21 protein-coding genes are annotated in these 23,376 nt (G+C 66.5%); 7 read left to right on the top strand and 14 right to left on the bottom strand.

The annotated features are described in order from the left end of the window. Positions 1 to 124 precede the first annotated feature (124 nt). On the top strand, positions 125 to 1,375 hold the full coding sequence (locus BoBH3_RS05780) for a L,D-transpeptidase family protein (RefSeq protein ID WP_262329822.1): 1,251 nt from the start codon (positions 125 to 127) through the stop codon (positions 1,373 to 1,375). Positions 1,376 to 1,574: 199 nt separating this feature from the next. Here BoBH3_RS05780 and BoBH3_RS05775 read toward each other — a convergent pair whose 3' ends face one another. From BoBH3_RS05775 to BoBH3_RS05740, 8 genes are all read right to left on the bottom strand, one after another. Continuing rightward, positions 1,575 to 2,051 (bottom strand): F0F1 ATP synthase subunit B family protein, encoded by a 477-nt coding sequence (locus tag BoBH3_RS05775; protein ID WP_262329821.1) that lies wholly within the window; start codon positions 2,049 to 2,051, stop codon positions 1,575 to 1,577. Between the two features lie 11 nt (positions 2,052 to 2,062). After that, complete coding sequence (locus BoBH3_RS05770) at positions 2,063 to 2,632, bottom strand: F0F1 ATP synthase subunit B family protein (RefSeq protein ID WP_262329820.1); 570 nt, start codon at positions 2,630 to 2,632, stop codon at positions 2,063 to 2,065. Positions 2,633 to 2,765: 133 nt separating this feature from the next. Next, positions 2,766 to 2,993 carry a F0F1 ATP synthase subunit C gene (locus tag BoBH3_RS05765; RefSeq protein WP_038360954.1) on the bottom strand — a complete coding sequence of 76 codons (228 nt, stop codon included), beginning with the start codon at positions 2,991 to 2,993 and terminating at the stop codon, positions 2,766 to 2,768. Positions 2,994 to 3,057: 64 nt separating this feature from the next. Next, complete coding sequence (locus tag BoBH3_RS05760) at positions 3,058 to 3,819, bottom strand: F0F1 ATP synthase subunit A (RefSeq protein WP_262329819.1); 762 nt, start codon at positions 3,817 to 3,819, stop codon at positions 3,058 to 3,060. A gap of 43 nt (positions 3,820 to 3,862) precedes the next feature. After that, positions 3,863 to 4,213 carry an AtpZ/AtpI family protein gene (locus BoBH3_RS05755; protein WP_262329818.1) on the bottom strand — a complete coding sequence of 117 codons (351 nt, stop codon included), beginning with the start codon at positions 4,211 to 4,213 and terminating at the stop codon, positions 3,863 to 3,865. 360 nt (positions 4,214 to 4,573) lie between these two features. Beyond that, positions 4,574 to 8,023: a chromosome segregation protein SMC gene (smc, locus tag BoBH3_RS05750; protein ID WP_262329817.1), complete on the bottom strand. Its 3,450-nt coding sequence runs from the start codon at positions 8,021 to 8,023 to the stop codon at positions 4,574 to 4,576. Between the two features lie 219 nt (positions 8,024 to 8,242). Beyond that, positions 8,243 to 8,866 (bottom strand): DsbA family protein, encoded by a 624-nt coding sequence (locus tag BoBH3_RS05745; protein ID WP_262329816.1) that lies wholly within the window; start codon positions 8,864 to 8,866, stop codon positions 8,243 to 8,245. Between the two features lie 89 nt (positions 8,867 to 8,955). Beyond that, on the bottom strand, positions 8,956 to 9,453 hold the full coding sequence (locus tag BoBH3_RS05740; RefSeq protein ID WP_262329815.1) for a DUF721 domain-containing protein: 498 nt from the start codon (positions 9,451 to 9,453) through the stop codon (positions 8,956 to 8,958). Positions 9,454 to 9,627: 174 nt separating this feature from the next. Here BoBH3_RS05740 and BoBH3_RS05735 point away from each other — a divergent pair, with 174 nt between their 5' ends. Continuing rightward, positions 9,628 to 10,332 (top strand): hypothetical protein, encoded by a 705-nt coding sequence (locus BoBH3_RS05735; RefSeq protein WP_262329814.1) that lies wholly within the window; start codon positions 9,628 to 9,630, stop codon positions 10,330 to 10,332. A 292-nt stretch (positions 10,333 to 10,624) separates the two neighbouring features. On the opposite strand, the gene BoBH3_RS05730 is transcribed toward BoBH3_RS05735, so the two are convergent. Continuing rightward, positions 10,625 to 11,365 (bottom strand): SDR family NAD(P)-dependent oxidoreductase, encoded by a 741-nt coding sequence (locus BoBH3_RS05730; RefSeq protein WP_262329813.1) that lies wholly within the window; start codon positions 11,363 to 11,365, stop codon positions 10,625 to 10,627. 81 nt (positions 11,366 to 11,446) lie between these two features. On the opposite strand from BoBH3_RS05730, the gene BoBH3_RS05725 reads away from it, so the two are divergent. Further along, the gene (locus BoBH3_RS05725; protein ID WP_410050562.1) at positions 11,447 to 12,106 is read left to right on the top strand and encodes a TetR/AcrR family transcriptional regulator; all 660 of its coding nucleotides are present in this window, start codon (positions 11,447 to 11,449) and stop codon (positions 12,104 to 12,106) included. Between the two features lie 58 nt (positions 12,107 to 12,164). Continuing rightward, entirely contained in the window at positions 12,165 to 13,211 is a 1,047-nt protein-coding gene (gene mutY, locus BoBH3_RS05720) for an A/G-specific adenine glycosylase (protein WP_262329811.1), read from the top strand. A 121-nt stretch (positions 13,212 to 13,332) separates the two neighbouring features. On the opposite strand, the gene BoBH3_RS05715 is transcribed toward mutY, so the two are convergent. The 3 genes from BoBH3_RS05715 to BoBH3_RS05705 all read right to left on the bottom strand — a co-directional run bounded on the left by BoBH3_RS05715 (position 13,333) and on the right by BoBH3_RS05705 (position 16,843). Beyond that, entirely contained in the window at positions 13,333 to 14,517 is a 1,185-nt protein-coding gene (locus tag BoBH3_RS05715; protein ID WP_410050561.1) for a site-specific DNA-methyltransferase, read from the bottom strand. Positions 14,518 to 14,832: 315 nt separating this feature from the next. Further along, positions 14,833 to 15,444: a ribonuclease HII gene (locus BoBH3_RS05710; RefSeq protein WP_262329809.1), complete on the bottom strand. Its 612-nt coding sequence runs from the start codon at positions 15,442 to 15,444 to the stop codon at positions 14,833 to 14,835. Positions 15,445 to 15,655: 211 nt separating this feature from the next. Continuing rightward, the gene (locus tag BoBH3_RS05705) at positions 15,656 to 16,843 is read right to left on the bottom strand and encodes a PA0069 family radical SAM protein (RefSeq protein WP_410050560.1); all 1,188 of its coding nucleotides are present in this window, start codon (positions 16,841 to 16,843) and stop codon (positions 15,656 to 15,658) included. Between the two features lie 125 nt (positions 16,844 to 16,968). Here BoBH3_RS05705 and BoBH3_RS05700 point away from each other — a divergent pair, with 125 nt between their 5' ends. Then, the gene (locus BoBH3_RS05700) at positions 16,969 to 17,457 is read left to right on the top strand and encodes a glycosyltransferase family 2 protein (protein ID WP_262329808.1); all 489 of its coding nucleotides are present in this window, start codon (positions 16,969 to 16,971) and stop codon (positions 17,455 to 17,457) included. An 815-nt stretch (positions 17,458 to 18,272) separates the two neighbouring features. Continuing rightward, entirely contained in the window at positions 18,273 to 19,088 is an 816-nt protein-coding gene (locus tag BoBH3_RS05695) for an FkbM family methyltransferase (protein WP_262329807.1), read from the top strand. Positions 19,089 to 19,248: 160 nt separating this feature from the next. On the opposite strand, the gene ypfJ is transcribed toward BoBH3_RS05695, so the two are convergent. Beyond that, positions 19,249 to 20,130, bottom strand: coding sequence for a KPN_02809 family neutral zinc metallopeptidase (gene ypfJ, locus BoBH3_RS05690; RefSeq protein ID WP_262329806.1), 882 nt, complete (start codon positions 20,128 to 20,130; stop codon positions 19,249 to 19,251). A gap of 126 nt (positions 20,131 to 20,256) precedes the next feature. Then, positions 20,257 to 21,084 carry a uracil-DNA glycosylase gene (locus BoBH3_RS05685; protein WP_262329805.1) on the bottom strand — a complete coding sequence of 276 codons (828 nt, stop codon included), beginning with the start codon at positions 21,082 to 21,084 and terminating at the stop codon, positions 20,257 to 20,259. A gap of 174 nt (positions 21,085 to 21,258) precedes the next feature. On the opposite strand from BoBH3_RS05685, the gene BoBH3_RS05680 reads away from it, so the two are divergent. Next, on the top strand, positions 21,259 to 22,938 hold the full coding sequence (locus BoBH3_RS05680) for an electron transfer flavoprotein-ubiquinone oxidoreductase (protein WP_262329804.1): 1,680 nt from the start codon (positions 21,259 to 21,261) through the stop codon (positions 22,936 to 22,938). Positions 22,939 to 23,376 lie beyond the last annotated feature (438 nt).

Raw genomic sequence — 23,376 nt, 5'->3', positions numbered from 1 at the left:
GATCTCGCACCATGCTGACGGCATTCGTCAGCATGGTGAATGCCGTTGCGTCGCTTCTTAAGCATTCCTTGACCATGTAGCGGAATGATCCCCCGGTGCCGCTCTGTGCGGCCCGGGGGTTTTCATGTCTGCGCGTCCCTCAATCCTTGCTGCTGCGGCTGCCATTCTGCTGGCTTCCACGGCGCTCGTGCGTGCGAACGAGCCGAGCTATGGCCCCAACACCTATGATCGCACGCTCGAGGCGCTGATCGCCCATGAGGATGCCGCCAGCCGCGGCGGCTGGCCCAAGGTGCCCGGCGGCGTCACCGCGCTGAAGCCTGATTCGCAGGGTCCTGACGTTGTCGCCCTGAAGCTGCGGCTGCTCGCCAGCGGGGACCTTCCGCCGGAGGCGATGGCTCACGACGTCTATGACGAGGCCGTCGTCGCCGCGGTGAAACGCTTCCAGCTTCGCCACGGCCTGTCGGATCTCGGCACGGTGGGGCGCCTGACCCTCAAGGCGATGAACGTGCCGGTCGAAGTGCGCCTCAACCAGATCACGGCGACGCTGGAGCGGCTCAAGGGCAACGGCTTCAACTTCGCCAGCCGCTATGTCGTGGTGAACATCCCCGGCGCCAGCGTCGAGGCGGTCGAGAACGGCGCGGTTGCGCAGCGCCACCTCGCCGTGGTCGGCCGGCCGGACCGGCCCTCGCCGGTGATCCAGGCCAACATCACCTCGGTCAACCTCAACCCCTACTGGACGGTGCCGACCTCGATCGTGAAGGCCGACATCATCCCGCACATGCGCAAGGACCCGGGCTTCGTCGCCAAGTCGAACATGAAGCTGCTCGGCGCCGAGAACAAGGAAATCGACCCGGCGAGTGTGAACTGGGCGACGATCACCAGCCCCTATTTCACCGTGCGGCAGGAGCCGGGCCCGACCAATTCGCTCGGCCAGCTCAAGATCGACATGCCCAACAGCGAGGCTGTCTATCTGCATGACACGCCGAAGAAGACCCTGTTCCGCAACGATGTCCGCTTCAACTCCTCGGGCTGCGCCCGTGTCGAGGGCGTGCGGGAGCTTGGCGCCTGGCTGCTCGAAGGCTCGGAATGGACGCTCGCCTCGCTCGAGGAGGAGATCGCCAAGGGCGAGCGCAAGAACATCCCGCTGAAGAAGCAGGTTCCGGTCGCCTGGGTCTATCTGACGGGCTGGCAGGGCGCGGATGGACAGGTCCAGTTCCGCGACGACATCTACGGGCTCGACACGCCGCAAGGCATCGTCACCTCGACGATCCAGCCCCGCAAGCCCAAGCCGAAGGCGGCCGCGCTGCCGCCGGCACGCCCGGTCACCGCGGCGGCGGAAAAACCGCCTGGCCCGGCCGCGACGGCGAGCAACTGAGGCTCGCAAACCGCTGCCGTCATTCTCGGGCGGCGCTTAGCGATGACCCGAGAATCTCAGGCCGGGCAGGCACTGGAACCGCGATCGTCATGAGATGCTCGGGTCGAGCCCGAGCATGACGCTCCCTTCGACATGCTCCCAAACGAAAAACGCCGCGCCCGAAGGCGCGGCGTCGATCTCTTGCGATCCGGCTAGAAGCTCAGTTGAGCTTGGCCTTCACCTCGCCCAGCCCCGCAGCGAAGGCGGCGTCGCCGGCCTTGCCGGCCATCTGGCTGCGCAGGATGGTCTCGGCAGCCTTGGTGGCCGCTTCCGCAGCCGCCGCGCGAACCTCGGCCTCGGCCTGGCTCTCGGCCTGCGCGATCTTCTCCTCGGCCGCCTTGGTGCGGCGGGTGACGAAGTCGGCGAGCTTGGCCTCGGCCTCGGCGGCGAGGCGCTTGGCCTCCTCCTTGGCAGCGGAGACGATGCCGGCGGCCTCGGCCTCGGCGGCCTTGCGCTTGGCGTCGTACTCGGCCAGCAGCTTCTCTGCCTCCTGACGCAGGCGGCGGGCTTCCGCCAGTTCCTGCGCGACCTTCTCGCCGCGGGCGTCAAGCCCCTTCACGATCATCTTCGGCACGCCGAACTTGACCAGGATCGCGAGGAAGATGACGAGGGCGACGCCGACCCAGACAGTATCCATGGAACCTCTCCTCAGCCCTGAGTCAGAGCCTGGTCGACGGCTTCCGCCGCCTCGGTGGCGCTGGGCGCCTGGCCGGTCAGCTTGGCGACGATCGCCACAGCGATGTCGCTGCCGAGATCGCGAACATTGCCCATCGCCTTGGTCTTGGTCTTGGCGATGGACGCCTCAGCCTTGGCGAGCTTGCCGGCGAGCTCGGCCTCGGTGGCGTGGCGCTTGGCGTCGCTTTCCTTGGCGCCGGTCTCCCGCGCCGCCTGGGCGATGCCCTGGGCGTTCTTGCGGGCCTCGGCCAGCGCCTTCTCATAGGCCTGGGCCATGTCCTCGGCCTTGGCCTGCATCTGCGTGGCCTGGTCGAGATCGCGGCCGATCGTCTCGGCGCGCTCCTCCAGGACCGAGCCGAGGCGCGGCAGGGCGACCTTGGACATCAGCCAGTAGAGCGCCCCGAAGGTGATCGCGAGCCAGAACAGGTTGCTGGCGAAATGCGCGGGGTCGAAGGGCGGGAAGGAGGCCTTCTCGCCGCTCAGGCCCGGAGTGGCAGCCTGCGCCGCACCCGCCAGCAGAGTGGCGAACGAGGCGATAGCCACCGGCCATCCTTGTCGCACGAACCCTGAAGATCGAACCGGCATAGCGTGCCTTTCAGCGCTTGGGATATGGAACCGTCGCGCGCTGGCCATGCTGGCCGAGGCGCGCGACGAGAATGCGGTCGACGAAAGAACGTCAGACCACGAAGAGCAGCACGAGCGCGACGACGAACGCGAAGATGCCCAGACCTTCGGCGAGCGCCGCGCCGATGAAGGCGCGCGGGAACTGGCCGTCGGCGGCCGACGGGTTGCGCAGGGCGCCCGAGAGGAAGTTGCCGAAGATGGTGCCGACGCCGATGGCGGCGAGGCCCATGCCGAGCGAGGCGAGGCCGGCGCCGATGAACTTGGCTGCAACAGGATCCATGGTCTTTCTCCAGTGTGGAACGTTTTGACGGGTGGGATGAACTCTCGCGAGCGCTGCCCGGGCCTCAGTGGCCGGGGTGCAGCGCGTCGTTGAGATAGACGCAGGTCAGGATCGCGAAGACATAGGCCTGCAGGAAAGCGACGAGGAATTCGAGCGCCGTCAGCGCGACCGCCAGCAGCAGCGGCAGCGGCGCGATGATGGTCGCCGCGCCGCCCGCGGCGATCAACGCCACGACGAAGCCGCCGAAGACCTTCAGAGCGATGTGGCCGGCGAGCATGTTGCCGAACAGACGAAGCGACAGCGAAACCGGGCGCGACAGGAAGGAGACGACCTCGATCAGCACCATGAAGGGCAGGAGCCAGCCGGGCACGCCCGACGGCACGAAGAGGCCGAAGAAATGGCTGCCATGCTTCACGATGCCGTAGACCAGCACGACGGAGATGACGAGCACGGCGAAGGCGGCGGTGACGATGATCTGGCTGGTGACGGTGAAGGAGCCGGGGATCATGCCGAGCATGTTGCTCGCCAGCACGAAGCTGAACAGCGAGAACACGAAGGGGAAGAACTTCATGCCTTCCTTGCCCATCACGCCTGTGAGGGTCGAAGCCACGAATTCGTAGATCATTTCGGCGAGCGACTGCAGCCGGCCGGGGACGACCGCACGCTGGCTCGAGCCGTAGACCATGATCGCCGAGACGGTGGCGAGCACGATCACCATCCACAGCGAGGTGTTAGTGAAGGACAGATTGAGGCCGAACGGCTTCAGCGCCACGATCTCGGTGATGTGGAATTGGTGGATCGGATCGATTCCGCCGCCAGCCGCCATGTTTCCGTTCCCTATCGTGCGGCCCTCGCGGGCCACCCCTCGATCAATTCGCCTTCGGGCCGCCGCTCGACCCGGAGGTCGGACGCGAGCCGAGCCGATAGACGGATCTGAAGCCCGCGATGGTTCCGATCACCAGGAAGGCGATCAGCAGGAACGGGGACGTTCCTAGCCACCGGTCGCCGAGGTACCCGATAAGGGCGCCCGCGATGACACCGCCTGCGAGATCCGTCGCGGCGCGAAAGCCTGAAGACATCGCGCCCGCGAGCGCTTTGTCTTCTCCAGCCGGGCTCGCGCCCGGCTTATCGTTCGCCTCGGCCCGCTGGATGGCGGACTTCAGGGAACCCAGTCTTGCGCGCAACTCCGAGTCTGAGGCGTTTGGGTCGGGTTCGGTCATGGTCTTCGAGGCTCCGTCCTGATCGCGATCACGCCGCGATCCAGCGAAAAACCACTATAACCCTGCCCAAACCCGCGCATCGAGCCGTCGTCAGCACGGCCTCCTTTATTGACAGCCCCCCGCCCTGTCAAGGCGGGTAGATAACACCTAACACATTGGAATAGTTGGAAATTCAGGCCGAGTGCGACATTCTAGCCGCATTGCAGCGCCGATTGTGGCATTTTTTCAGCCGGGAAGAACGGCCTCAGCCGGCTTCTTGTCGTCATTGCGAGGAGCGAAGCGACGAAGCAATCGAGGGGACGGGATGGAACGGTTTAGCCGAGTCTCCCTGGATTGCTTCGCTGTGCTCGCAAGGACGGCCTAACCCGCCTCGCGGATCTGTTCAGCGGTGGCGAGGTCGACCGAAACCATCTGGCTGACGCCGCGCTCCATCATGGTGACGCCGAAGAGCCGCTCCATCCGCGCCATCGTGATCGGATTGTGGGTGATCAGGATGAAGCGCGTCTGCGTATTCTGCGCCATTTCGACGAGCAGGTCGCAGTAGCGCTCGACATTGGCGTCATCGAGCGGGGCGTCGACCTCGTCGAGCACGCAGACCGGCGAGGGATTGGTCAGGAACACCGCGAAGATCAGCGCCGTGGCGGTCAGCGCCTGCTCGCCGCCGGAGAGCAGCGTCATCACCTGGGGCTTCTTGCCGGGCGGGCGGGCAAAAATCTCGAGGCCCGCATCGAGCGGATCGTCCGAGTCGACCAGCTTCAGCTCGGCCTCGCCACCGCCGAAGAGCACGCCGAACAGCCGCTGGAAATGGCCGTTGACGATCTCGAATGCAGCCAGCAGTCGCTCGCGGCCTTCGCGGTTGAGTGCACCGATGGCCTGCCGCAGCCGGCGGATGGCCTCGGTCAGGTCGTCGCGCTCGCCCGAGAGCCCTTCGCGCCGGGCCTTGATCTCCGAGAGTTCGTCCTCGGCGCGCAGGTTGACCGCGCCGAGCCGTTCGCGTTCGCCCCTGAGATTGGCAAGGCGTCGCTCGACAGCATCGGGCTCCGGCAGCGCGTCGCCGGGCTTGAACCCGGCGATTCCCTGCAGGCCGTCGAGTCGCGTCTCCAGCCGGTCGAGAATCTCGCGGGTGATGTCCGCGAGGCGCTGGCGCGAGGCTTCGAGCCGGGCCTCGGCCGAGGCCCGGCGCTCGCGGGCGCCCGAAAGCCCTTCGAGCGCGAGTCGCGCCTGCCGGTCGGCTTCCGCCAGTGCCGCCTCGCCGAGCGCGAGCCTGTCTGCGGCCGCACGGCGGGCGATTTCCGCCTGCTCGATCTCGGCGACGAGCCGGCGCCGCTCGCTCAGGAAGGTGTCCGGCGCTTCGAGCAAGGCGTTCCGCTCGGCGCCGGTGGTCTCGATTCGGCGTTTCGTCTCCTCTGCGGTCTGGAGGCTCGCGGTCGCGCGCTCCTTCCAGGCGGCGATGTCGGCGGCGATGGCGGCCCGGCGGCGGGCGCGCATCTCGGCCTCCCGCGCCAGCGTCTGCACCCGCGCCCGTGCATCAGAAGCAGCTGTTCGGCATTCACCCAGCAGGATGCGCGCCTTGAGCAGGACGTTCTCCAGCTCAGCAGGCTGGCTGAGCACCGCGAGCCCGTCCTGATGCATTGCGGCTTGCGCAGCTGCTTCCGAGACGGCCTGGCCGAGCCGCTTGATCGCTTCGGCCAGGGTCGAGCGCTTGACCAGCGTGTCGGCGGCCTTGCGCTCGGCGATGGCCAGTTGCTCGCGGCTCTGATCCACGGCGCGCCGGGCCTGTCGCGTGGCCTCGATCGCGGCGGTCTCCGCCTGTGCGGCCTGCCGCGCCTCGGCGGCTACGGTGTCGAGCGCCTTGCGGGCAGTATCCGCCGCCTCACGCGCGGCCTTGGCCTCGCGCTCCAGGTCGACGAGCCGGTTCTTCTCGGCGAGGCGACGAGCAGCAGGGGAGGGCGCATCGGCCGCGCTGGTGAAGCCGTCCCAGCGCCAGACATCGCCCTCGCGGGAAACCAGCACCTGCCCTTGGCTCAGCTTGCCGCGCAGGTCCGCCCCGGCGCCGCGAGCCACCACGCCGATCTGGGCGAGCCGCCGCCTCAGCGCCGCGGGCGCCTGCACATGGTCGAGCAGTGGCTCGGCCCCTTCCGGCAGGGCCGGGTCACTGGGGCCATCGGCACCGGCCCAATGGACCGGGGCGGCGGTGTCGGAGGAGGCATCGAGATCGTCGCCCAGCGCCGCGCCCAACGCGACCTCATAACCCTTGGCGACGCTGACGGCTTCCAGCACAGCCGGCCAGCGATCCCCGGCTGCCGGGGCGAGCAGCTTGCGCAGCGTGCCGATCTCTGTGTCGAGCCGCTGCGCCTTCCGGTCTGCCTCCGCCAGCGGACCACGCATTCCGGCCTCGCGCTCGCGCGCCGCGGTCACGGCCGAGCGGGCCGCGCCGAGCTGGCCTTCGGCCTTCTGCGCGGCTGTTTCCGAAGCGGCCAGTGCCTCGCGCAGACTGATGAGCCCCGCTTCGGCATCGGAGGCGAGGGCCGCAAGGTCACGGCTCAGCTTCTCGCGTTCTGCGGTCGCTCGCCCTTCGCGTTCGCGCGCTTCCTTCAGGGTGCGTTCGAGCGCGCCACGCCGCGCCGCCAGCTCCGACAGCGCGGCCTGCGCGGCGGCATGCTCCGTCTCGGTGGCGGCGAGCGCGTTTTCCGCCTGCTGCTGCGCGGCGGCCGCTTCCTGCGCGCCGGCTCCGGCGCCCTCGGCCTCGCGGGCGAGAGAGGCGTCTTCCTCGGCCAGCTTCGCCAGGCTGTCGGTAGCGTCCTTTCCGGCACGCTCCTGCCGAGCCAGGTCACCTTGCAGTTCATCGAGGCGCCGGCCCAGTTCCTCGGCCCGCTGCCGCGCCCGTCGGTTCGCCGCTTCCAGCTCGTCGAGGCCGCGCTTCAGCCGCACCAGCGCGGAGGAGGCCGCCGCCTCGCCCTCGCGCAGCGTCGGCATTTCATGGGCGGCGACGGCCTGCTTGCGTGCGGCCTCGGCCTGAATGCCGGTCTGGTCCGCGACATCCTTCGCTGTTTCTTCGAGCGTGCGCGCAGCCTGCGCCTCCTGAGCACGCGCGTCGTGCAGCGCGATCAGCGCCAGCGTCGCCTCGGCCCGGCGGATGTCGGACGCGAGGCTGCGATAGCGCCCGGCCTGCCGCGCCTGCCGCTGCAGCCCGTCGATCTGCTCGTCGATCTGGCCGAGCACATCTTCCAGCCGGACGAGGTTCTCTTCGGCGCCTCGCAGGCGCAGTTCCGCTTCGTGGCGGCGGCTGTGCAGGCCGGCAATGCCGGCAGCATCCTCCAGGATGCGCCGGCGCGACTGCGGCTTGGCCGAGATGATCTCGCTGATCTGCCCCTGCCGGACCATGGCGGGAGAGCGCGCCCCGGTCGCGGCGTCGGCGAAGAGGAGCTGCACGTCCTTGGCGCGCACCTCCTTGCCGTTGATCCGGTAGGTCGAGCCTTCCTCGCGCTCGATCCGGCGCGTCACCTCCAGCACCTCGGCCTCGTTGAAGGCGGCGGGCGCCTTGCGGTCGCTGTTGTCGAGGGTGAGCGAGACTTCGGCCATGTTGCGGGCCGGGCGCTCGCTCGAGCCGCCGAAGATGACGTCGTCCATCCCCGAGCCGCGCATGTTCTTGAACGAGCTTTCGCCCATCACCCAGCGCAACGCTTCGACGAGGTTGGACTTGCCGCAGCCATTCGGCCCGACGACGCCGGTCAGCCCCGGCTGGATCGAGAACTCAGTTGGCTCGACGAAGGTCTTGAAGCCGGTGAGCTTGAGGCGCGTCAGCTGCATCGGCGCACGCCCCCGGCCTGGAATGGCTCAGCCCTCATCCTGATGAGCCGCCCTCGGGTCCGGCTTTTGGCCGGCCCAAGGATAAACGCCGCGGCGTCTCGAAGGATGTTTCCAGTGCGCTCCGGAACATCCTTCGCGACGCGGCCGAAACGGCTGCTCCTCAGGATGAGGGCTGAGATCGGTGTCGTGCGCTGGTCGCGCACGCAAAAAGAAGCCCGTTCAGCCGCCGAGCAGCGGCTGCAGGATCTTGTCGAACTCCTCGATCGTGATCGCACCGTTGCGCTTCTGCCCGTTGATGAAGAAAGTCGGCGTCGAGTTCACGCCAGCCTTGGCCCCGCCGTCCTTCACCACCGTAACGGCGTCATAGATATCCTGCCGTTTCAAGCAGGCCTCAAACGATTCTTGTGTGAAACCGGCCTGTTTCACCAGCGCGGACAGCGCATCGACCGGCTTGTCCGTGAAGGCCCAGTTTTTCTGCTGCGCGAACAGCAGATCCGTCATCGGGTAGTACTTCTCGTTGCCGTTGCAGCGGGCGAGCATGAAGCCCGCCGTCGCCAGCGGATCGAGCGGGAATTCGCGCAGGGTGAAGCGCGCCTTGCCGGTGTCGATGTACTTCTTCTTCAGCTCCGGCCAGGTCGCCTCGTGGAAATGGGCGCAGTGGCTGCAGGTCAGCGAGGCGTATTCGATGATCGAGACCTTGGCGTCGGCCGAACCGATCCAGACATCGCCCAGCGGGCCGGCGGCGGGGAGGGCGGACTGGGCCCGCGCGGCGCCCGTGCCGGCGAGCGCAACGGCCGCGATCCCGGCCGCGCCGGTCAGAAGCTGTCGCCTGTTGGTCATCACAGAAAATCCTCGAAAGGTCGAAATCGGTTCGGACCTATAGAGGCCCGCGCGATTGTGGCAAGAGCGCATCTGCGCCCATGCATGGCAGCTCACGAAGCCGTGTCGTGGCGGCGCGCCTTTGCATCGAGCGCGACGGCGCGGCCGAGCCGGGCCAGCGCCTCGCGCAAGCCTTCGTCCGCGATCGGGGCGACCTGCTCCTCGACGCGGGCAGCCGCGGCGGCGTCGAGCACCGGCGCGGGCTTGCGGGGTTCTACGGTCGCGACAGGCCCTTGCTTGAGCACGAGCTTGCCGACGGCGCGCCAGCCGAGATGGGTGTTGACCCGCTCGATCACGATCGGGCCGAGCTGCTGCATCTCCAGCGCGAAGGCGCCCTCGACGCGCACCACCATCGTCGCCGGCTCCGAGGCCTCCCCCGGAGCGGGCCTGCGGCGCGGCCAGTCGATCTTGAGCGGCCGCGAGCGCGCACCCAGCCGCTCGCCGACGATCTCCGGCCAGAGCGCCACGATGGTGCGTCCTGCAAAACCCTGCGCGGCAAGCGCGGGCGCGATGCAATCGTCGATCAGCTCGGCGAGGGGTTTGGCGACCATGCGCTCATTGTGAGGCTGTGGGGGGAGGGGCGCAAGCGGGAGACGTGGAGGGCCTGCTATGGGTCGAAAGCGGTTTTTAATCAGCGAGATTGCATAAGTCGCTGAGTGAGCATCCAAATCGCACAAGACAGTTCCGGCATCTGCCTCTTCGCCTCAACGCGGATCGCGAGCCCCATGGATCAAGTCGCCCCAAGCAACCCGATTGATCGCGGGCGCAGGGCTTTTGGCCTCGGCCTGGCCGCCTGCGCCCTAAATGCATGCGGCAGCGGCGCTCTTACCTATCGGTTCCGTTTGGCCATCGAAGTCATCGATGAGGGAAAACTGAAATTCGGCTCCAGTGTGATCGAGGTAACTAACTGGGTGAGCGGCGGATGGGGATCTTCCGAGGCGGGGGGATCGAGGGCAAGTGATAGAGGCGAAACCGCATTCGTCGATCTCGGCCCTAAGGGCCATCTTGTCCCGCTGTTTGTGTTTCCCTTTCCGGGGACCGGCTTTCTGGTCAGATTGGCTCCGCTGGCGTTTGGCCGCGTCTATCCACCCAGAATAAGCATCAAGCAGCTTTCAAAGCTCAAAGGCGAAACCGAACTACGCGACGACCTGCTTCCCTACCTTGCAGTGTTCCCTAATCCACTCGATCCGGAATCCGTACGGCTGGTACCAGGAACCGATGTGAGTGCGATCTTGGGTTCGGACAGTCAGTTCAAGCGAATTTACATCGAAATGACTACCGATCCTCCTCAAATTGGCAACCTTCAACAGAGGCTGCCTTGGGTCACGGATCATCAGAGTGCCGTTCGAACTGCCCAGAAGCTGGCGTCGCAAGGGTTGTCGTTTGGGGGTGCTCTTGGTGACAGCAATATGTTCGTACGAGGGAAATAGGCGGAGAGTCGCTGATTGGCCGGCATCTGGGTTTTTGCTCATGTCCGCTTTGGGCCGAAACCGCCCCTCCTCACCAAGCCAAGCGCGGGGAACCCTTCTCCCGGATGGGAGAAGGGCAGGGATGAGGGCCTGCCGCCGATCGTTGGGAGCAACGGCGGCGGTGCATCTTCCCTCCCAACGGCACACCCTCATCCGGCGCTCCGCGCCACCTTCTCCCCCCGGGAGAAGGAAGGGGCGTCGAGGCGGCGGCTCCCGTAAGGGCGGATTTCGATAGCTTCGGCTCCGGCCCGCCTCAGGCGTTCGCTCCGCCGTCTACCGTGATGCCCGTTCCCGTGATCTGCCGCGCGGCGGGGCTGGCGAGGAAGGCGACGGCCGCCGCGACGTCTTCCGGCTTGCCGAAATGGCCGAGCGCGCTCATGCCGCGCTGGAAATCCGCCGTCTCGCCATTGGCGGGGTTCATGTCGGTGTCGGTCGAGCCCGGATGGACCAGATTGACTGTGATGCCGCGTGGCCCGAGTTCGCGGGCGAGCCCCCGCGTGAAGGAGAGCAGCGCGGATTTGGTCATCGAATAGATGGTGATGCCACCGAAGGCCACGCGGTCGGCGAGGTTGGAGCCGATCGAGACGATGCGCCCGCCGTCCCGCAGATGCGGAATCGCGGCCTGCGAGGCCAGGATGACCGAGCGGATATTGACGGCGAGCAGCGCGTCGATATCGGCGAGGCTGGCATCCGCTAACGGGCCGCCGCGGGCGATGCCGGCATTGTTTACGAGGATATCGAGCCCGCCGAGGCTGCGGGCGGCCTCGTCGACCGAGCGCTTGACGGCCGCGGCATCGGCGCTGTCGGCCTGGATCGCGAAGCCGCGCCGGCCCTTGGCCTCGATGGCGCGCACGACCTCGGCGGCACGGTCTGCCGAGCGCTCATAGGTGATGGCGACATCCGCGCCCTTCTCTGCCAGCGCCACGGCAATCGCGGCGCCGATACCACGGGAGGCGCCGGTGACGAGGGCGCGCTTGCCGCTGAGGTCAGTCATGACTGAATCTTTCTGTGTTGATCGATACAGAAATAGCTAGGAACGTTGCCCTCCGGCGTCAAGGGAATTATATACCGAGCGATGCAGAAATCGGGTGGACAGAATCGGCAGGCTCCGGCGGAGCAGATGGCGGCGCGGTCGCGCGGTCGCCCGCGGGCCTTCGATCGCGATGCCGCGCTGGAAGAGGCGACGCGGCTGTTCTGGCGCAAGGGCTATGCCGCGACCTCGATCTCCGACCTGACGGAAGCGATGGGCATCGGCTCGCCCAGCCTCTATGCCGCCTTCGGCTCCAAGGAAGGGCTCTATGCCGAGGCACTGCGCCATTATGGCGAGCGCTACGAGCTTCGGGTCTGGGGGAATTTTCGCGCCGCGGCGACGGCGCGCGAGGCCATCATGGCTTTCTTGATGGATTCCGCCGCAGCCCTGACCGGCTCCTGCGACCAGGGGGGGCCGTTGGGCTGCATGGTGACCTTGTCCGCTGTCGGCAGCGAAGGCCATGCCGAACTTGGCGAGCGCGTGCGGGTCGCCCGGGGCGAGGGCATAGCCCGGATCGCGGATCGCCTGTCTCGCGCGGCATCAGAGGGCGAACTGGCCGGGGATGTCGATATTCCTGGCCTGGCGCGCTTCTTCGTGGCGGCGCAGAGCGGCATGTCGATCATGGCGCGCGACGGCGCCACGCGCGCCGAGCTCGAGGCCGTCGCCCGCAACGCCATGCGGGCCTGGCCGGAAACAGCCGAATGACATCGGACGCCCGGGCCTTGCCGCTTGCCCGGCCGCGCGTAGACGCTACACCGGCACCATGACCGCGCCCGCCGCAGCCGACCTCCTCGCCTGGTACGACCGCCATCGCCGCGCGCTGCCCTGGCGCGCCGTCGCCGGAGAGCGGTCCGATCCTTATCGGGTCTGGGCCTCCGAGATCATGCTGCAGCAGACCACCGTGACGGCGGTGAAGCCCTATTACGAGCGCTTCATGGCGCGCTTCCCGACCGTGAGGCACCTTGCGGAAGCGCCTTCCGAGGAGGTCATGCAAGCCTGGGCCGGGCTCGGCTATTACTCCCGCGCCCGCAATCTCCACGCCTGCGCGCAAGCGGTGATGGCGAGCCATGGCGGGCGCTTTCCCGACACGGAGGATGGCCTGCGCGCCCTGCCGGGCATCGGCGCCTATACGGCCGGCGCCGTTGCGGCGATCGCCTTCGACCGGCCGGCGGCGGCCGTCGACGGCAATGTCGAGCGCGTGATGACCCGTCTCTTCGCGATCGAGGAGGTGTTGCCCGGCGCCCGCCCGCTCGTCCGCGAGAAGGTGCTGGCGTTGCTGCCGAAGGACCGGCCGGGCGATTTCGCTCAGGCCCTGATGGATCTGGGCGCCACGATCTGCACCCCGCGCAACCCGGCTTGCGGGCTCTGCCCATGGCGCGAGCCTTGTGTGGCGCGCGTCGAGGGCATGCAGGAGAGCTTTCCGCGCAAGGCGCCGAAGAAGGCGGGCGCGACGCGCTATGGCGCGGCCTTCGTGCTGGCGCGCGCCGATGGCGCGATCCTGCTGCGCACGCGGCCCGCCAAGGGCCTGCTCGGCGGCATGGCCGAGGTCCCGACCAGCGAATGGAGCGCGGGATACGAGATGGATGGCGCGGCGCAGGATGCGCCTCTGCCGCTGCGCTGGCAGCGCCTGCCGGAGCCGGTGCGCCACGTCTTCACGCATTTCCCGCTGGAGCTGTCGGTGTTCACTGCGAAGGTCCCGGCGGGCACGGCGGCACCAAGCGGCATGCGCTTCACCCCGGCCGAGCGGCTCGGCGACGAGCCGTTCCCGAGCGTGATGCTCAAGGTGCTGGAGGCGGCGGGGCTTCGTTGACCGTCATTGCGAGCGTTAGCGACGAAGCAATCCAGGGGCGGCAGAGCTCCACGTCCCCCTAGATTGCTTCGTCGCTGACGCTCCTCGCAATGACGGGAAAGGCGGATCGCTCCGGCAGCTATCAGGCAGCCGCCATCTGCGCCCTGATCTCGCCGCGCAGCGCATCGAGCACGGTGAGCGAACCCTCGCGCTCGACATGCCAGAAGGTCCAGCCATTGCAGGCCGGAAGGCCCTGTGCCAGCGCGCCGACCTTGTGGATGGAGCCGACTGCCGGTCCGAGCATCAGCGTGCCGTCGGCGCGGATCATCGCCTTGTGGCGGCGCTTCTCGTCATGGACTGTCTCGCCGGCCTTCACCAGCCCGGCCTCGACGAGGCTCAGGAAGGGAACACGCGGCTCGCTGCGCTTCGAGGGCGCGGTGGCGAAGGCCTCCGGCGACAGCGGCGTGACCGCCGCGATGCGCTCGCGCGCAGCCTTCGCGTAGACCGGATCGCGCTCGAGCCCGATGAAACGGCGGCCGAGCGCCTTGGCGACGGCGCCGGTCGTGCCGGTGCCGAAGAACGGATCGAGGATGACGTCGCCGGGATTGCTCGCGGAGAGCAGCACGCGGGCGAGCAGGGCTTCCGGCTTCTGTGTCGGATGCACCTTGGCGCCGCTCTCGTCCTTCAGGCGCTCGTCGCCGGTGCAGAGCGGCAGATACCAGTCCGAGCGCATCTGCAGGTCGTCATTGCCGCCCTTCAGCGCCTCGTAGTGGAAGGTGTATTTGGTGTTCTCGCCGCGCGCGGCCCAGATCAGCGTCTCATGCGCATTGGTGAAGCGCCGGCCGCGGAAATTCGGCATCGGATTGGCTTTGCGCCAGACGATGTCGTTCAGCACCCAGAAGCCGAGATCCTGCAGCGTCGCGCCGACGCGGAAGATGTTGTGATAGGAGCCGATGACCCAGAGCGCCCCGTCCGGCTTCAGTACGCGGCGCGCCGCCGCGAGCCAGTCGCGGGTGAAGCGGTCGTAATCGGCAAAGGAGGCGAACCTGTCCCAGTCGTCGTCGACGGCATCGACGAGGCTGTCGTCCGGCCGGCGCAGATCGCCGCCGAGCTGGAGGTTGTAGGGTGGATCCGCGAAGATCAGATCGACGCTCGCCGGAGGCAGAGCATTCATCGCCGCGACGCAGTCGCCGACGAGGATCTGATCGAGCGGTAGTTCCAGAGGAAGGCTTGTAGCCTTCATCCGGGCCCCCAGCGCAGGCCGTCCGGTACGCGAAACCTGAATCCGGACGGGAGCGCTGGCGGTCCCGGTACGCGAGATACCCATGACGCCAAGACCGTTACGCAACTTCAATGAGGGCGATATTGGTCAGGCAGGGTAAAAGCCGGGTTTCCGCATTGAAAAAAATGCGTCCCGTTTTGGGGCTGCAGTTTTTGCCTAGGCTGTTGGAGCTTAAGGGAAATTCCTAATCGGACGTTAACGCGCCGGGTGTCGTTGGGGCAGGCCGGCTTCACGCGCGTCATGCTCGGGCTTGACCCGAGCATCTCATGCCGGCGGAGGCCCCGGCACCTTTGTCGTCCTGAGATTCTCGGTTCGCTGCTGCGCAGCGCCCGAGAATGACGGGCGCCTGACGACCCGTTCCTACCGGAACCACACGCCCTTGACCGGCGCAAAGGAATAGCGGTGCTCGGGGCAGGGGCCATGTTCGGCGATGGCCCGGCGGTGCTGCGGCGTGGCATAGCCGACATGGCCGGAGAAACCATACGCAGGATAGCGGCGGCACAGCCGCGCCATCATCCGGTCGCGCGTCACCTTGGCGACGATCGAGGCCGCCGCGATGGAGGCCACGGCACCGTCGCCTTGGATAATCGCCTCGCAGCCGCAGGCGAGCACCGGCGGATCGTTGCCGTCGACCAAGGCATGCAGCGGGTTGAGCGGCAGGCCCGCCACGGCGCGGCGCATGGTCAGCAGTGTCGCCTGTCGAATGTTGAGCGTGTCGATTTCGATCGCGGTGGCGCTGGCGATCGAGACGGCAAGCGCGCGCTCCATGATCTCGGCGAAGAGCTCCTCGCGCGTGGCGGCTGACAGCTTCTTCGAATCGTCGAGCCCGTCCGGCACGCGTTCGGGATTGAGAATCACGGCTGCTGCCACGACCGGCCCGGCGAGCGGCCCGCGCCCGACCTCATCGATGCCGGCGAGCGGCCAGCGGCCGGCGGCAATGGCGAGCGTCTCTCGGCTGAAATCGGCGGGCATGGCCGGGTTATGGAACAGAGTGCTGTCCGGAGCCAGAGCGACTTGCCGCCTCTCCACTGTTCCGGCGTCGCGTCTCTCAAGCGTCATGCTCGGGCTTGACCCGAGCATCTCGTGACGAGTGAGAACGGGAAGCGCGGGGAACCCCTCTCCTTACAGGAGAGGGGTTCCCCGCGCCCTCTTGCCAAATGGCCTGAGAATGACGCCCCGCCTCTCAAAACAGGCTCAGCTGCGCCTTTTCCCTCTCGGGCTTGAGGAAGAGATCGGTGCGCAGCCGCCGCCGCGTCGCGTTGAAGCCGATACGCTCCGCCGCCATCTCGAAGCGCCGGCCGATCATCCAGGCATAGGGGCCGGAGCCGACCATGCGCTGGCCCCATTGCGAATCGTAGTCCTTGCCGCCGCGTGTCGAGCGGATCAGCGACATCACATGGCGCAGCTTGTCGGGGTGGTGCGTCAGCAGCCAGTCCTGCACGATGTCGCGCACCTCGAGAGGCAGGCGCAGCAGCACATAGCCGGCGCCTTCCGCTCCCGCCGCCTTCGCGGCATCGAGGATGCGCTCGATCTCGTGCTCGTTGATCGCCGGGACGATCGGCGCGACCAGAACCGTCACCGGGATGCCGGCCTCGGTCAGCCGGCGTATCGTCTCCAGCCGCTTGGCGGGCGAGGCGGCACGCGGCTCCATCCCGCGGGCGACCTTCGGATCGAGCGTCGTCACCGAGATCGCCACCTTGGCGAGCCCCTTCTCCGCCATCGGCGCCAGGATGTCGATGTCCCTCTGCACCAGCGCCGACTTAGTGACGATGCCGACCGGATGGTTGAACTTCGCCAGGACCTCCAGCACCGAGCGCGTGATGCGCAGCTTCCGTTCGATGGGCTGGTAAGGGTCGGTATTGGTGCCGATGGCGATGGTGCGCGGCTGGTAGGATGCGGCTGAGAGCTCCTTTTCCAGCAGCGCGGCGGCCTCTGGCTTGGCGGTCAGCTTGCTCTCGAAGTCGAGCCCCGGCGAGAGGCCGAGATAGGCATGGGTCGGGCGCGCAAAGCAGTAGACGCAGCCATGCTCGCAGCCGCGATAGGGGTTGATCGAACGGTCGAAGGAGATGTCCGGCGAATCGTTGCGCGTGATGATGGTGCGCGCCTTCTCGTAGGCTATCTCCGTCTTGAAGGGTGGCAGCTCGCCCATCGAGCCCCAGCCATCATCTTCCGCGACGCGCTGCTCGGCCTCGTAGCGCGCGCCCGGATTGATCGTGGCGCCGCGCCCGCGCCGCCGTTCCGGGTCGATCTGGTGGCCGACATAGGCCATCGGGTCCGCCGGTGCGACGGCAGGAGCGGAGATCGAAGGCTCCCGGTCCTGCCGCCGGAGCTGCCGGGTGGCGGGCCGTTCGATGGGTCTTGCCTGTGCCATGCTCGTTGAACCGGGCGCCGCGCCGAGAATCGACGCTTTCTGCTGCCCGTGATAGTGAACAAAAAGAGAACGTATAGCAAGTGACAGGATTGCGACGTGTTGCGCCGCGTCATAAGACATTGCGCATGCTCACAGCTGTTATTCGGGCAGACGATTCCGCGCGGGCGCTCGCCGCGACACTCTCCATCCTGATCCCGGCGGTAGCGGAAGGCTTTCTCGGCCATGCTGTGATCGTCGATGCGGCGGGCGCTCCCGAGATCGAGAGCATCGCCGACACCACGGGGGCGAGCTATCTGCACGCCAGCCCCGCCGAGGCCTGGCGCCAGGGAGCGGCGGCCGCGCGCGGCGAATGGCTCTTGCTGCTGGATGCCGGGGACGTTCCGCAGGCCCATTGGGCCCAGGTCGTGGAGCGGCATCTCCTGATCGCGCCGGAGCGGCCGGCACTGCTGCCGCTGCGCAGCGCGGCCGGTTCTCTGCGCGAGCGCGCTGCGATCTCCTTCGGCGCCCGCCGGCTCAGGGCCGGGCTGGTCGTGCCGAAGGCAGCGGTCCTGGCCGGCCGCCTCGGCCGCCCGCCACAGCGCCTGTCGGTGCGGCGGGACAGGGCCGATCCCTGACGGCAGCGCGGCTCGCGGAACTATCGTGCACGGCGCCGGATCGCGAGGGTTCGCCGATGAGCCACTCCGCGCGCGGCACCCGGAAGGACGCCGATCGTTCGCTGTAGGTGGTGACCGTCACATAGCGCATGACGCCGCCGGGCCAGCATATGGCGAGCGGTGCGCGGAAGTTGATGGGTGAACCGAACCTGCCCTGTATGAAGCCGACATAGTATTCGCCGCAGGTGCTGGGGGCGTAGGAGCAGGTTACGGGAACCCTGTCGCAAGGCGGCAGGAGGGCATGGGCTTTTCCAGTCAACCAAACCGCGCCCGGAATGTCCGTTTCGGCGTTGTATTTTTCAAGCACGGTCGCACTCCATACGTTGAACAGCTAGGTCAAGGCGGAGGCTTTATTCTGGTATCCCGTAACTGGTCGTGGCCGAACTCGGCCGCCATCTGTCCGGGGTCTCGTGACACGGCAATGACGCCATCGGTTCGTCGCAAAGGCGGGAAGGGTGCGTCCGTGAGCGACGTCACACTCCTCCTATAAAAAGAAAAGCCCCGCCGGAGGGCCGACGGGGCGAGGCAGGGGTCTCGGAACAGGCGACCGAAGATTGTGTCCACCCATTGGTCGCGGGCCGGGGCGGATCGGTTCAACTGTCAATGCAGAAAGTCGGGGGTCGACGTAGAAAGGCGGGCCGTGCGCCGGGCTGCCATGCAAGGCAGTCTCGTTTCGAAAGGTCGGCGCCGGCGAAGCCTCGCACAAATCTCGACGGGGATTTCAAGAGTCGTAAATTTACCTTACGATAGATCGTTAAAATGTCGGAGGTGAGCTTATGGGCACTTTCAAGAAGATAGCCTGGAATACGAGCCGGCTCGTTGCGCAGAATGGCGGAGCAGTGTCTCGGGCGCTCTATCACGCGGCCAATCTCTACAAGAAGACGTACAATAATCTGAATTACGATATGGAGACGAACGGCGAGTTCCATGTTTTGGACAAGCTAAAAAAAGTCGGAGTGAAGACGATCTTCGATGTCGGTGCGAACAAGGGGGATTATACGAGGGCGTGCCTCAGCCGTTTCAGCGACGCGACGATCCACGCATTCGAGATCGCGCCGCCGACCTATCAAAAGCTGAAAAAGAACGTCTCCTCGGAGCGGGTGGTGCTGAATGAATTTGGCTTGTCAAACGCCGCGGGAGCGTTCGACCTCGACTATAATCGAGACGATGATGGCTCATCTTCGTTGCTGGAGAGCAGCAAGCTCCACGGCGGTAATTGGGCAAAGATCAGCGTCAATGTCAGGACCGGCGATAGCTACTGCGAAGAGAAAGGTATCGGTTCGATCGATTTGATTAAAGTCGATGTCGAAGGGGTAGAGCATCTCGTCTTCGATGGATTTTCAAAACAATTCGAGAGAGAAGGCATATCGGCGGTTCAATTTGAATTTGGCATGATAAATATATATTCTAAGTTTTTGCTGAAAGATTTCTATGATTTATTTAGTAGTCATGGATTTGTATTGGGTCCAATAATGCCGCGTGGCGTCAATTTCAGGGAATACAATACAAAGGACGAGGATTTCCAGGGGCCGCCGAATTTTTTCGCGGTCCACAGGTCGAAGCCCGAAATCATCGAAGCCGTCAGACTATAACGAGCTTCCGGCCGAAACGCCGGAGGCTGGCGCGGACGATACTGGCGCTGCCAATGCGGCGAGAGACTTCGATCCCGTCTTATACGGTCCCCCGCCGGGCGCGTAATGTCGATATGGTATTTCCGAGCGCAGCGGCGCCGGATCGCTTGAAGCAAGCGCGCTAGACCTGATTCCGGAACGTGTCGCAGCTCTGCATCGAGCCCGACTGGAAGCCGATATTGAACCAGCGCGTGCGCTGCGCCGCCGAGCCGTGGGTGAACGAATCCGGCACGACGACGCCTTGCGAGGCCTTCTGCAGCTTGTCGTCGCCGATGGCGGACGCGGTCCGCATGGCTTCGTCGATGTCGCCCTGGTCGAGGCGGCCCATCGCCTGGATGTTGTGCGCCCAGACGCCGGCGAAGCAGTCGGCCTGGAGCTCGATCCTGACGGAGATGTTGTTGCTCTCGCGCTCGGAGGCGCGCTCGCGGAGCTGGTTGGCCTTCGGCAGGATGCCGAGCAGGTTCTGGATGTGGTGGCCGACCTCGTGTCCGATCACATAGGCATAGGCGAAGTCGCCGCCGCCGCCGAGCTTGCGCTGCATTTCCTGGAAGAAGGAGGTGTCGAGATAGACCTTGCGGTCGTTCGGACAGTAGAACGGGCCCATCGCCGCCTGGGCGGTGCCGCAGCCCGAGCGGTCCACGCCGGAGAACAGCACGAGCCGCGGCGGCTGGTAGCGGGTATTCGCCTGCTGCGGCAGCAGCTTCGACCAGATGTCCTCGTTCTGCGCCAGCACGGCCGAGACGAAGCGCCCCATCTCGTCGGCCGGCGGGCCGGAGGATTTGCGCGTTTCCTGCGTCTGCGGACGCCCGCCGATGCCGCCGACGAGTTCCGCCCCGCCGATCAGCAGCCGCGGATCGATGCCGAGAGCCCAGCCGAGCAGGCCGAGCACGACCATGGTGCCGATGCCGATGCCGCCGCGGCCGCCGGGCATGCCGGCGAAGCCGCCGCCGCTGCCGCGCCGGTCCTCGAGGTTTTCGGACTGACGGTAGTCTTCCCACTGCATGGTCAGCTCCCCGACGAAACTCTATGCAATCTCGCCAAGCGGCGCAGCGAACTCAAGCCGTGTTAGCGGCCGTCGGCTGAACGAATTGTGACTTCCGCGGTTCCGCCGGTCGTGAGCTTCGCCGCATCATTTCTTGTCGTCCAGCGCCGCCTTGAGCGCGCGCAGGTCTCGCCAGGCGAGCCGCTTCTGCAGCGGCTGTCTCAGGAGATAGGCCGGGTGCAGCGTCGCCATGGCCGGAATGCGCCGGGAGCCCGTGTCGTATTCGACCCATTGGCCGCGGGAGCGCAGGATGCCGGTGAAGCCGAGCAGCCCCTGCGCCGAGGGGCCGCCGACGCAGATCAGGATGTCGGGGTCGGCAAGCTCGATCTGGCGCTGGATGAAGGGCAGGCAGATCGCCACCTCCTGCGGCGTCGGCGTGCGGTTGCCGGGTGGCCGCCAGGGCAGGAGGTTGGCGATATAGACGTCCTCCTTCCGGGAAAGGCCGATGGCGGCCAGCATCCGGTCAAGCAATTGCCCTGAGCGCCCGACAAAAGGCAGGCCGATCCGGTCTTCGTCGGCGCCCGGCGCCTCGCCGACCATCATGATGCGGCCTTTGGGGTTGCCGTCGGCGAAGACGAGGTGCTTCGCAGTCGCCTTCAGCGCGCAGCCCTCGAATTTGGCGAGCGCCTCTTTGAGCTCGTCGAGCGTGCGGGCCTCGCGGGCCATGGCCCGGGCCGTCAGGGCCGCATCATCCGGCGCGGTCGCAGCAGCCGCCATGGGGCGCACGGCAACGGACTCACGGCCGGGCAGAGGGCGAAGCGCGGGGCGCTGGCCTTCCGCGGCGCGCGGGGCCGGCTCGGCGAAATGATTATGCGGCGTTTCGTCGAGCGCTTCCGTCACGCCCATCTCGGCGTACCAACTCAGCAGCTCGTATGGCGACGGCTCGTCGGGGATGGCTGCGTCGGACAGGCTCATGCACTCATCCTATACCCTGCGACGCTGCTTCGCGAGCCGATGTGGTTGCAAAATGGAACGTGCACTTGGATAGAGGGGTTCCAGACTGGACAGAAGCCGGGCGTTGAACGGGTCGGTCTTATTGTTCATATGTAAACTAACCGCTGCAGGGCGGGGATGCCGGCGGAGGGCAGTATGGATCTGAAGGAAGCGCAGAGCGAGCCGCGCGAGAGCATGGACTACGACGTCGTCATCGTCGGCGCCGGTCCTGCGGGTCTTTCGGCAGCGATCCGGCTGAAGCAGCTCGACGAGAACGTCTCCGTCGTCGTGGTCGAGAAGGGCGCCGAGGTCGGCGCGCATATTCTCTCCGGTGCGGTGATCGATCCCGCAGGCCTCGACCGCCTCCTGCCGGAATGGCGGCAGGATCCCGACCGGCCGCTCACCACCGAGGTCGCGGAAGACGTCTTCTATTTCCTGACCGAGCCCAACGGCATCCGCCTGCCGAATTTCGCCATGCCACCGTTGATGAACAACCACGGCAATTTCGTCGGCTCGCTCGGGCTGGTGGCGAAGTATCTGGCGGCGCAGGCCGAGGCGCTGGGCGTCGAGATCTATCCCGGCTTCGCCGCCGCCGAGCTGCTCTACAATGAGGACGGCTCGGTCGCCGGCATCGCCACCGGCGACATGGGCATCGCCAGGGACGGCACGGTCTCTGACCGCTTCACCCGCGGCATGGAGCTGCGCGGCCGCTACACGCTGCTGGGCGAGGGCGCACGCGGCTCGCTTTCCAAGATCGCCATCAGGAAGTTCGGCCTCGACGCCGGCCGCGAGCCTCAGAAATACGGCATCGGCCTCAAGGAGATCTGGCAGGTCAAGCCTGAGAAGTTCCACAAGGGCCGCGTCCAGCACTCCTTCGGCTGGCCGCTCGGCAACCGCACTGGCGGCGGCTCCTTCCTCTACCATTTCGACGACAACCTGGTCTCGGTCGGTTTCGTCGTGCATCTCAACTACGACAACCCGACGCTCTCGCCCTTCGACGAGTTCCAGCGCTTCAAGACCCATCCGCTGATGCGCGACACCTTCGAGGGCGCCAAGCGCATCGCCTATGGCTCGCGCGCGATCACGGAGGGCGGCTACCAGTCCGTGCCGAAGCTGACCTTCCCGGGTGGCGCGCTGATCGGCTGCGCGGCCGGCTTCGTCAACGTTCCCCGCATCAAGGGCAGCCACAACGCCGTGCTCTCGGGCATGCTGGCGGCGGAGAAGCTGGTGCCGGCGCTGCAGGCGGGCCGTCAGCACGACGAGGTCGTTGAGATCGAGTCGAGCTGGCGCGACAGCGCCATCGGGAAGGACCTGAAGCGCGTCCGCAACGTCAAGCCGCTCTGGTCGAAGTTCGGCACCTTCCTCGGCATCGGGCTTGGCGGCCTCGACATGTGGCTGAACCAGCTCTTCGGCTGGTCGCCCTTCGGCACGCTCAAGCACGGCAAGCCGGATTTCGCGACGCTGAAGCCGCTCGCCGAGGTCAAGCCGATCGTCTACCCCAGGCCCGACGGCAAGATTTCCTTCGACAAGCTCTCCTCGGTCTTCCTCTCCTCGACCAATCACGAGGAGGATCAGCCGGCGCATCTGAAGTTGAGCGACCCCTCGATTCCGATCGCGCAGAACCTGCCGCTCTACGGCGAGCCGGCGCGGCTCTATTGCCCGGCCGGCGTCTACGAGGTGGTCTATGACGATGCGCAGGCGAAGACCAATCCGCGCTTCGTGATCAACGCGCAGAACTGCGTCCACTGCAAGACCTGCGACATCAAGGACCCGGCGCAGAACATCACCTGGACGGTGCCCGAAGGCGGCGGCGGCCCCGGCTACGCGAATATGTGATCGACCTGGAAGGCTGCGCAGGCGGCATGCTCAAATAAAAAGGGCGCCCCAGAGGGCGCCCTTTTCTGTTTCCCGAGAGGAAATCAGCCCTTCCGCACGACCTTCGGAGCTTCCTTGACCGGGGTAGTGGCGCAGCCGGCAGCGAAGCCCGCGAGCAGGGCAACAGCGGCAATGCTCAGAACAATCTTCTTCATTGGAATGGTCCTAATAGAATCGCTGCACAACTTGCGAGCGGGCTGGATATAGCCCGTTCATGCGGCGTCGATGACTGTCCTTTTTCGATGGAGCCCTTTCGTCATGCGCTTTGCGGCGACTGTTGCGCCGGTGCTACGAAACCGTCGCATTCGCATGGTCGCCCGCTTGCCGGTTTGCCCGGAAACCGCCATCTTGGATGCTTAACGCGAAGTGATCACGGTCCGCTGGATGCGCGCGCCCCCG

The organism is Allobosea sp. BH3 (genome assembly GCF_025499465.1).
GTDB lineage: Bacteria > Pseudomonadota > Alphaproteobacteria > Rhizobiales > Beijerinckiaceae > Allobosea.
Note: the sequence above shows the minus strand (reverse complement) of the source record. Positions and strands in the feature narration are given on the sequence as shown.

Bases quoted from the DNA above. Each gene is read 5' to 3' on its own strand.
- BoBH3_RS05725 (WP_410050562.1), top strand. From the start codon at position 11,447: ATGCAGAAATCGGGTGGACAGAATCGGCAGGCTCCGGCGGAGCAGATG.
- BoBH3_RS05700 (WP_262329808.1), top strand. From the start codon at position 16,969: ATGCTCACAGCTGTTATTCGGGCAGACGATTCCGCGCGGGCGCTCGCC.
- BoBH3_RS05705 (WP_410050560.1), bottom strand. From the start codon at position 16,843: ATGGCACAGGCAAGACCCATCGAACGGCCCGCCACCCGGCAGCTCCGG.
- BoBH3_RS05755 (WP_262329818.1), bottom strand. From the start codon at position 4,213: ATGACCGAACCCGACCCAAACGCCTCAGACTCGGAGTTGCGCGCAAGA.
- ypfJ (WP_262329806.1), bottom strand. From the start codon at position 20,130: ATGCAGTGGGAAGACTACCGTCAGTCCGAAAACCTCGAGGACCGGCGC.
- BoBH3_RS05730 (WP_262329813.1), bottom strand. From the start codon at position 11,365: ATGACTGACCTCAGCGGCAAGCGCGCCCTCGTCACCGGCGCCTCCCGT.
- BoBH3_RS05710 (WP_262329809.1), bottom strand. From the start codon at position 15,444: ATGCCCGCCGATTTCAGCCGAGAGACGCTCGCCATTGCCGCCGGCCGC.
- BoBH3_RS05760 (WP_262329819.1), bottom strand. From the start codon at position 3,819: ATGGCGGCTGGCGGCGGAATCGATCCGATCCACCAATTCCACATCACC.
- BoBH3_RS05740 (WP_262329815.1), bottom strand. From the start codon at position 9,453: ATGGTCGCCAAACCCCTCGCCGAGCTGATCGACGATTGCATCGCGCCC.
- BoBH3_RS05680 (WP_262329804.1), top strand. From the start codon at position 21,259: ATGGATCTGAAGGAAGCGCAGAGCGAGCCGCGCGAGAGCATGGACTAC.
- smc (WP_262329817.1), bottom strand. From the start codon at position 8,023: ATGCAGCTGACGCGCCTCAAGCTCACCGGCTTCAAGACCTTCGTCGAG.
- BoBH3_RS05780 (WP_262329822.1), top strand. From the start codon at position 125: ATGTCTGCGCGTCCCTCAATCCTTGCTGCTGCGGCTGCCATTCTGCTG.
- BoBH3_RS05765 (WP_038360954.1), bottom strand. From the start codon at position 2,993: ATGGATCCTGTTGCAGCCAAGTTCATCGGCGCCGGCCTCGCCTCGCTC.
- BoBH3_RS05775 (WP_262329821.1), bottom strand. From the start codon at position 2,051: ATGGATACTGTCTGGGTCGGCGTCGCCCTCGTCATCTTCCTCGCGATC.
- BoBH3_RS05735 (WP_262329814.1), top strand. From the start codon at position 9,628: ATGGATCAAGTCGCCCCAAGCAACCCGATTGATCGCGGGCGCAGGGCT.
- mutY (WP_262329811.1), top strand. From the start codon at position 12,165: ATGACCGCGCCCGCCGCAGCCGACCTCCTCGCCTGGTACGACCGCCAT.
- BoBH3_RS05685 (WP_262329805.1), bottom strand. From the start codon at position 21,084: ATGAGCCTGTCCGACGCAGCCATCCCCGACGAGCCGTCGCCATACGAG.
- BoBH3_RS05715 (WP_410050561.1), bottom strand. From the start codon at position 14,517: ATGGGTATCTCGCGTACCGGGACCGCCAGCGCTCCCGTCCGGATTCAG.
- BoBH3_RS05695 (WP_262329807.1), top strand. From the start codon at position 18,273: ATGGGCACTTTCAAGAAGATAGCCTGGAATACGAGCCGGCTCGTTGCG.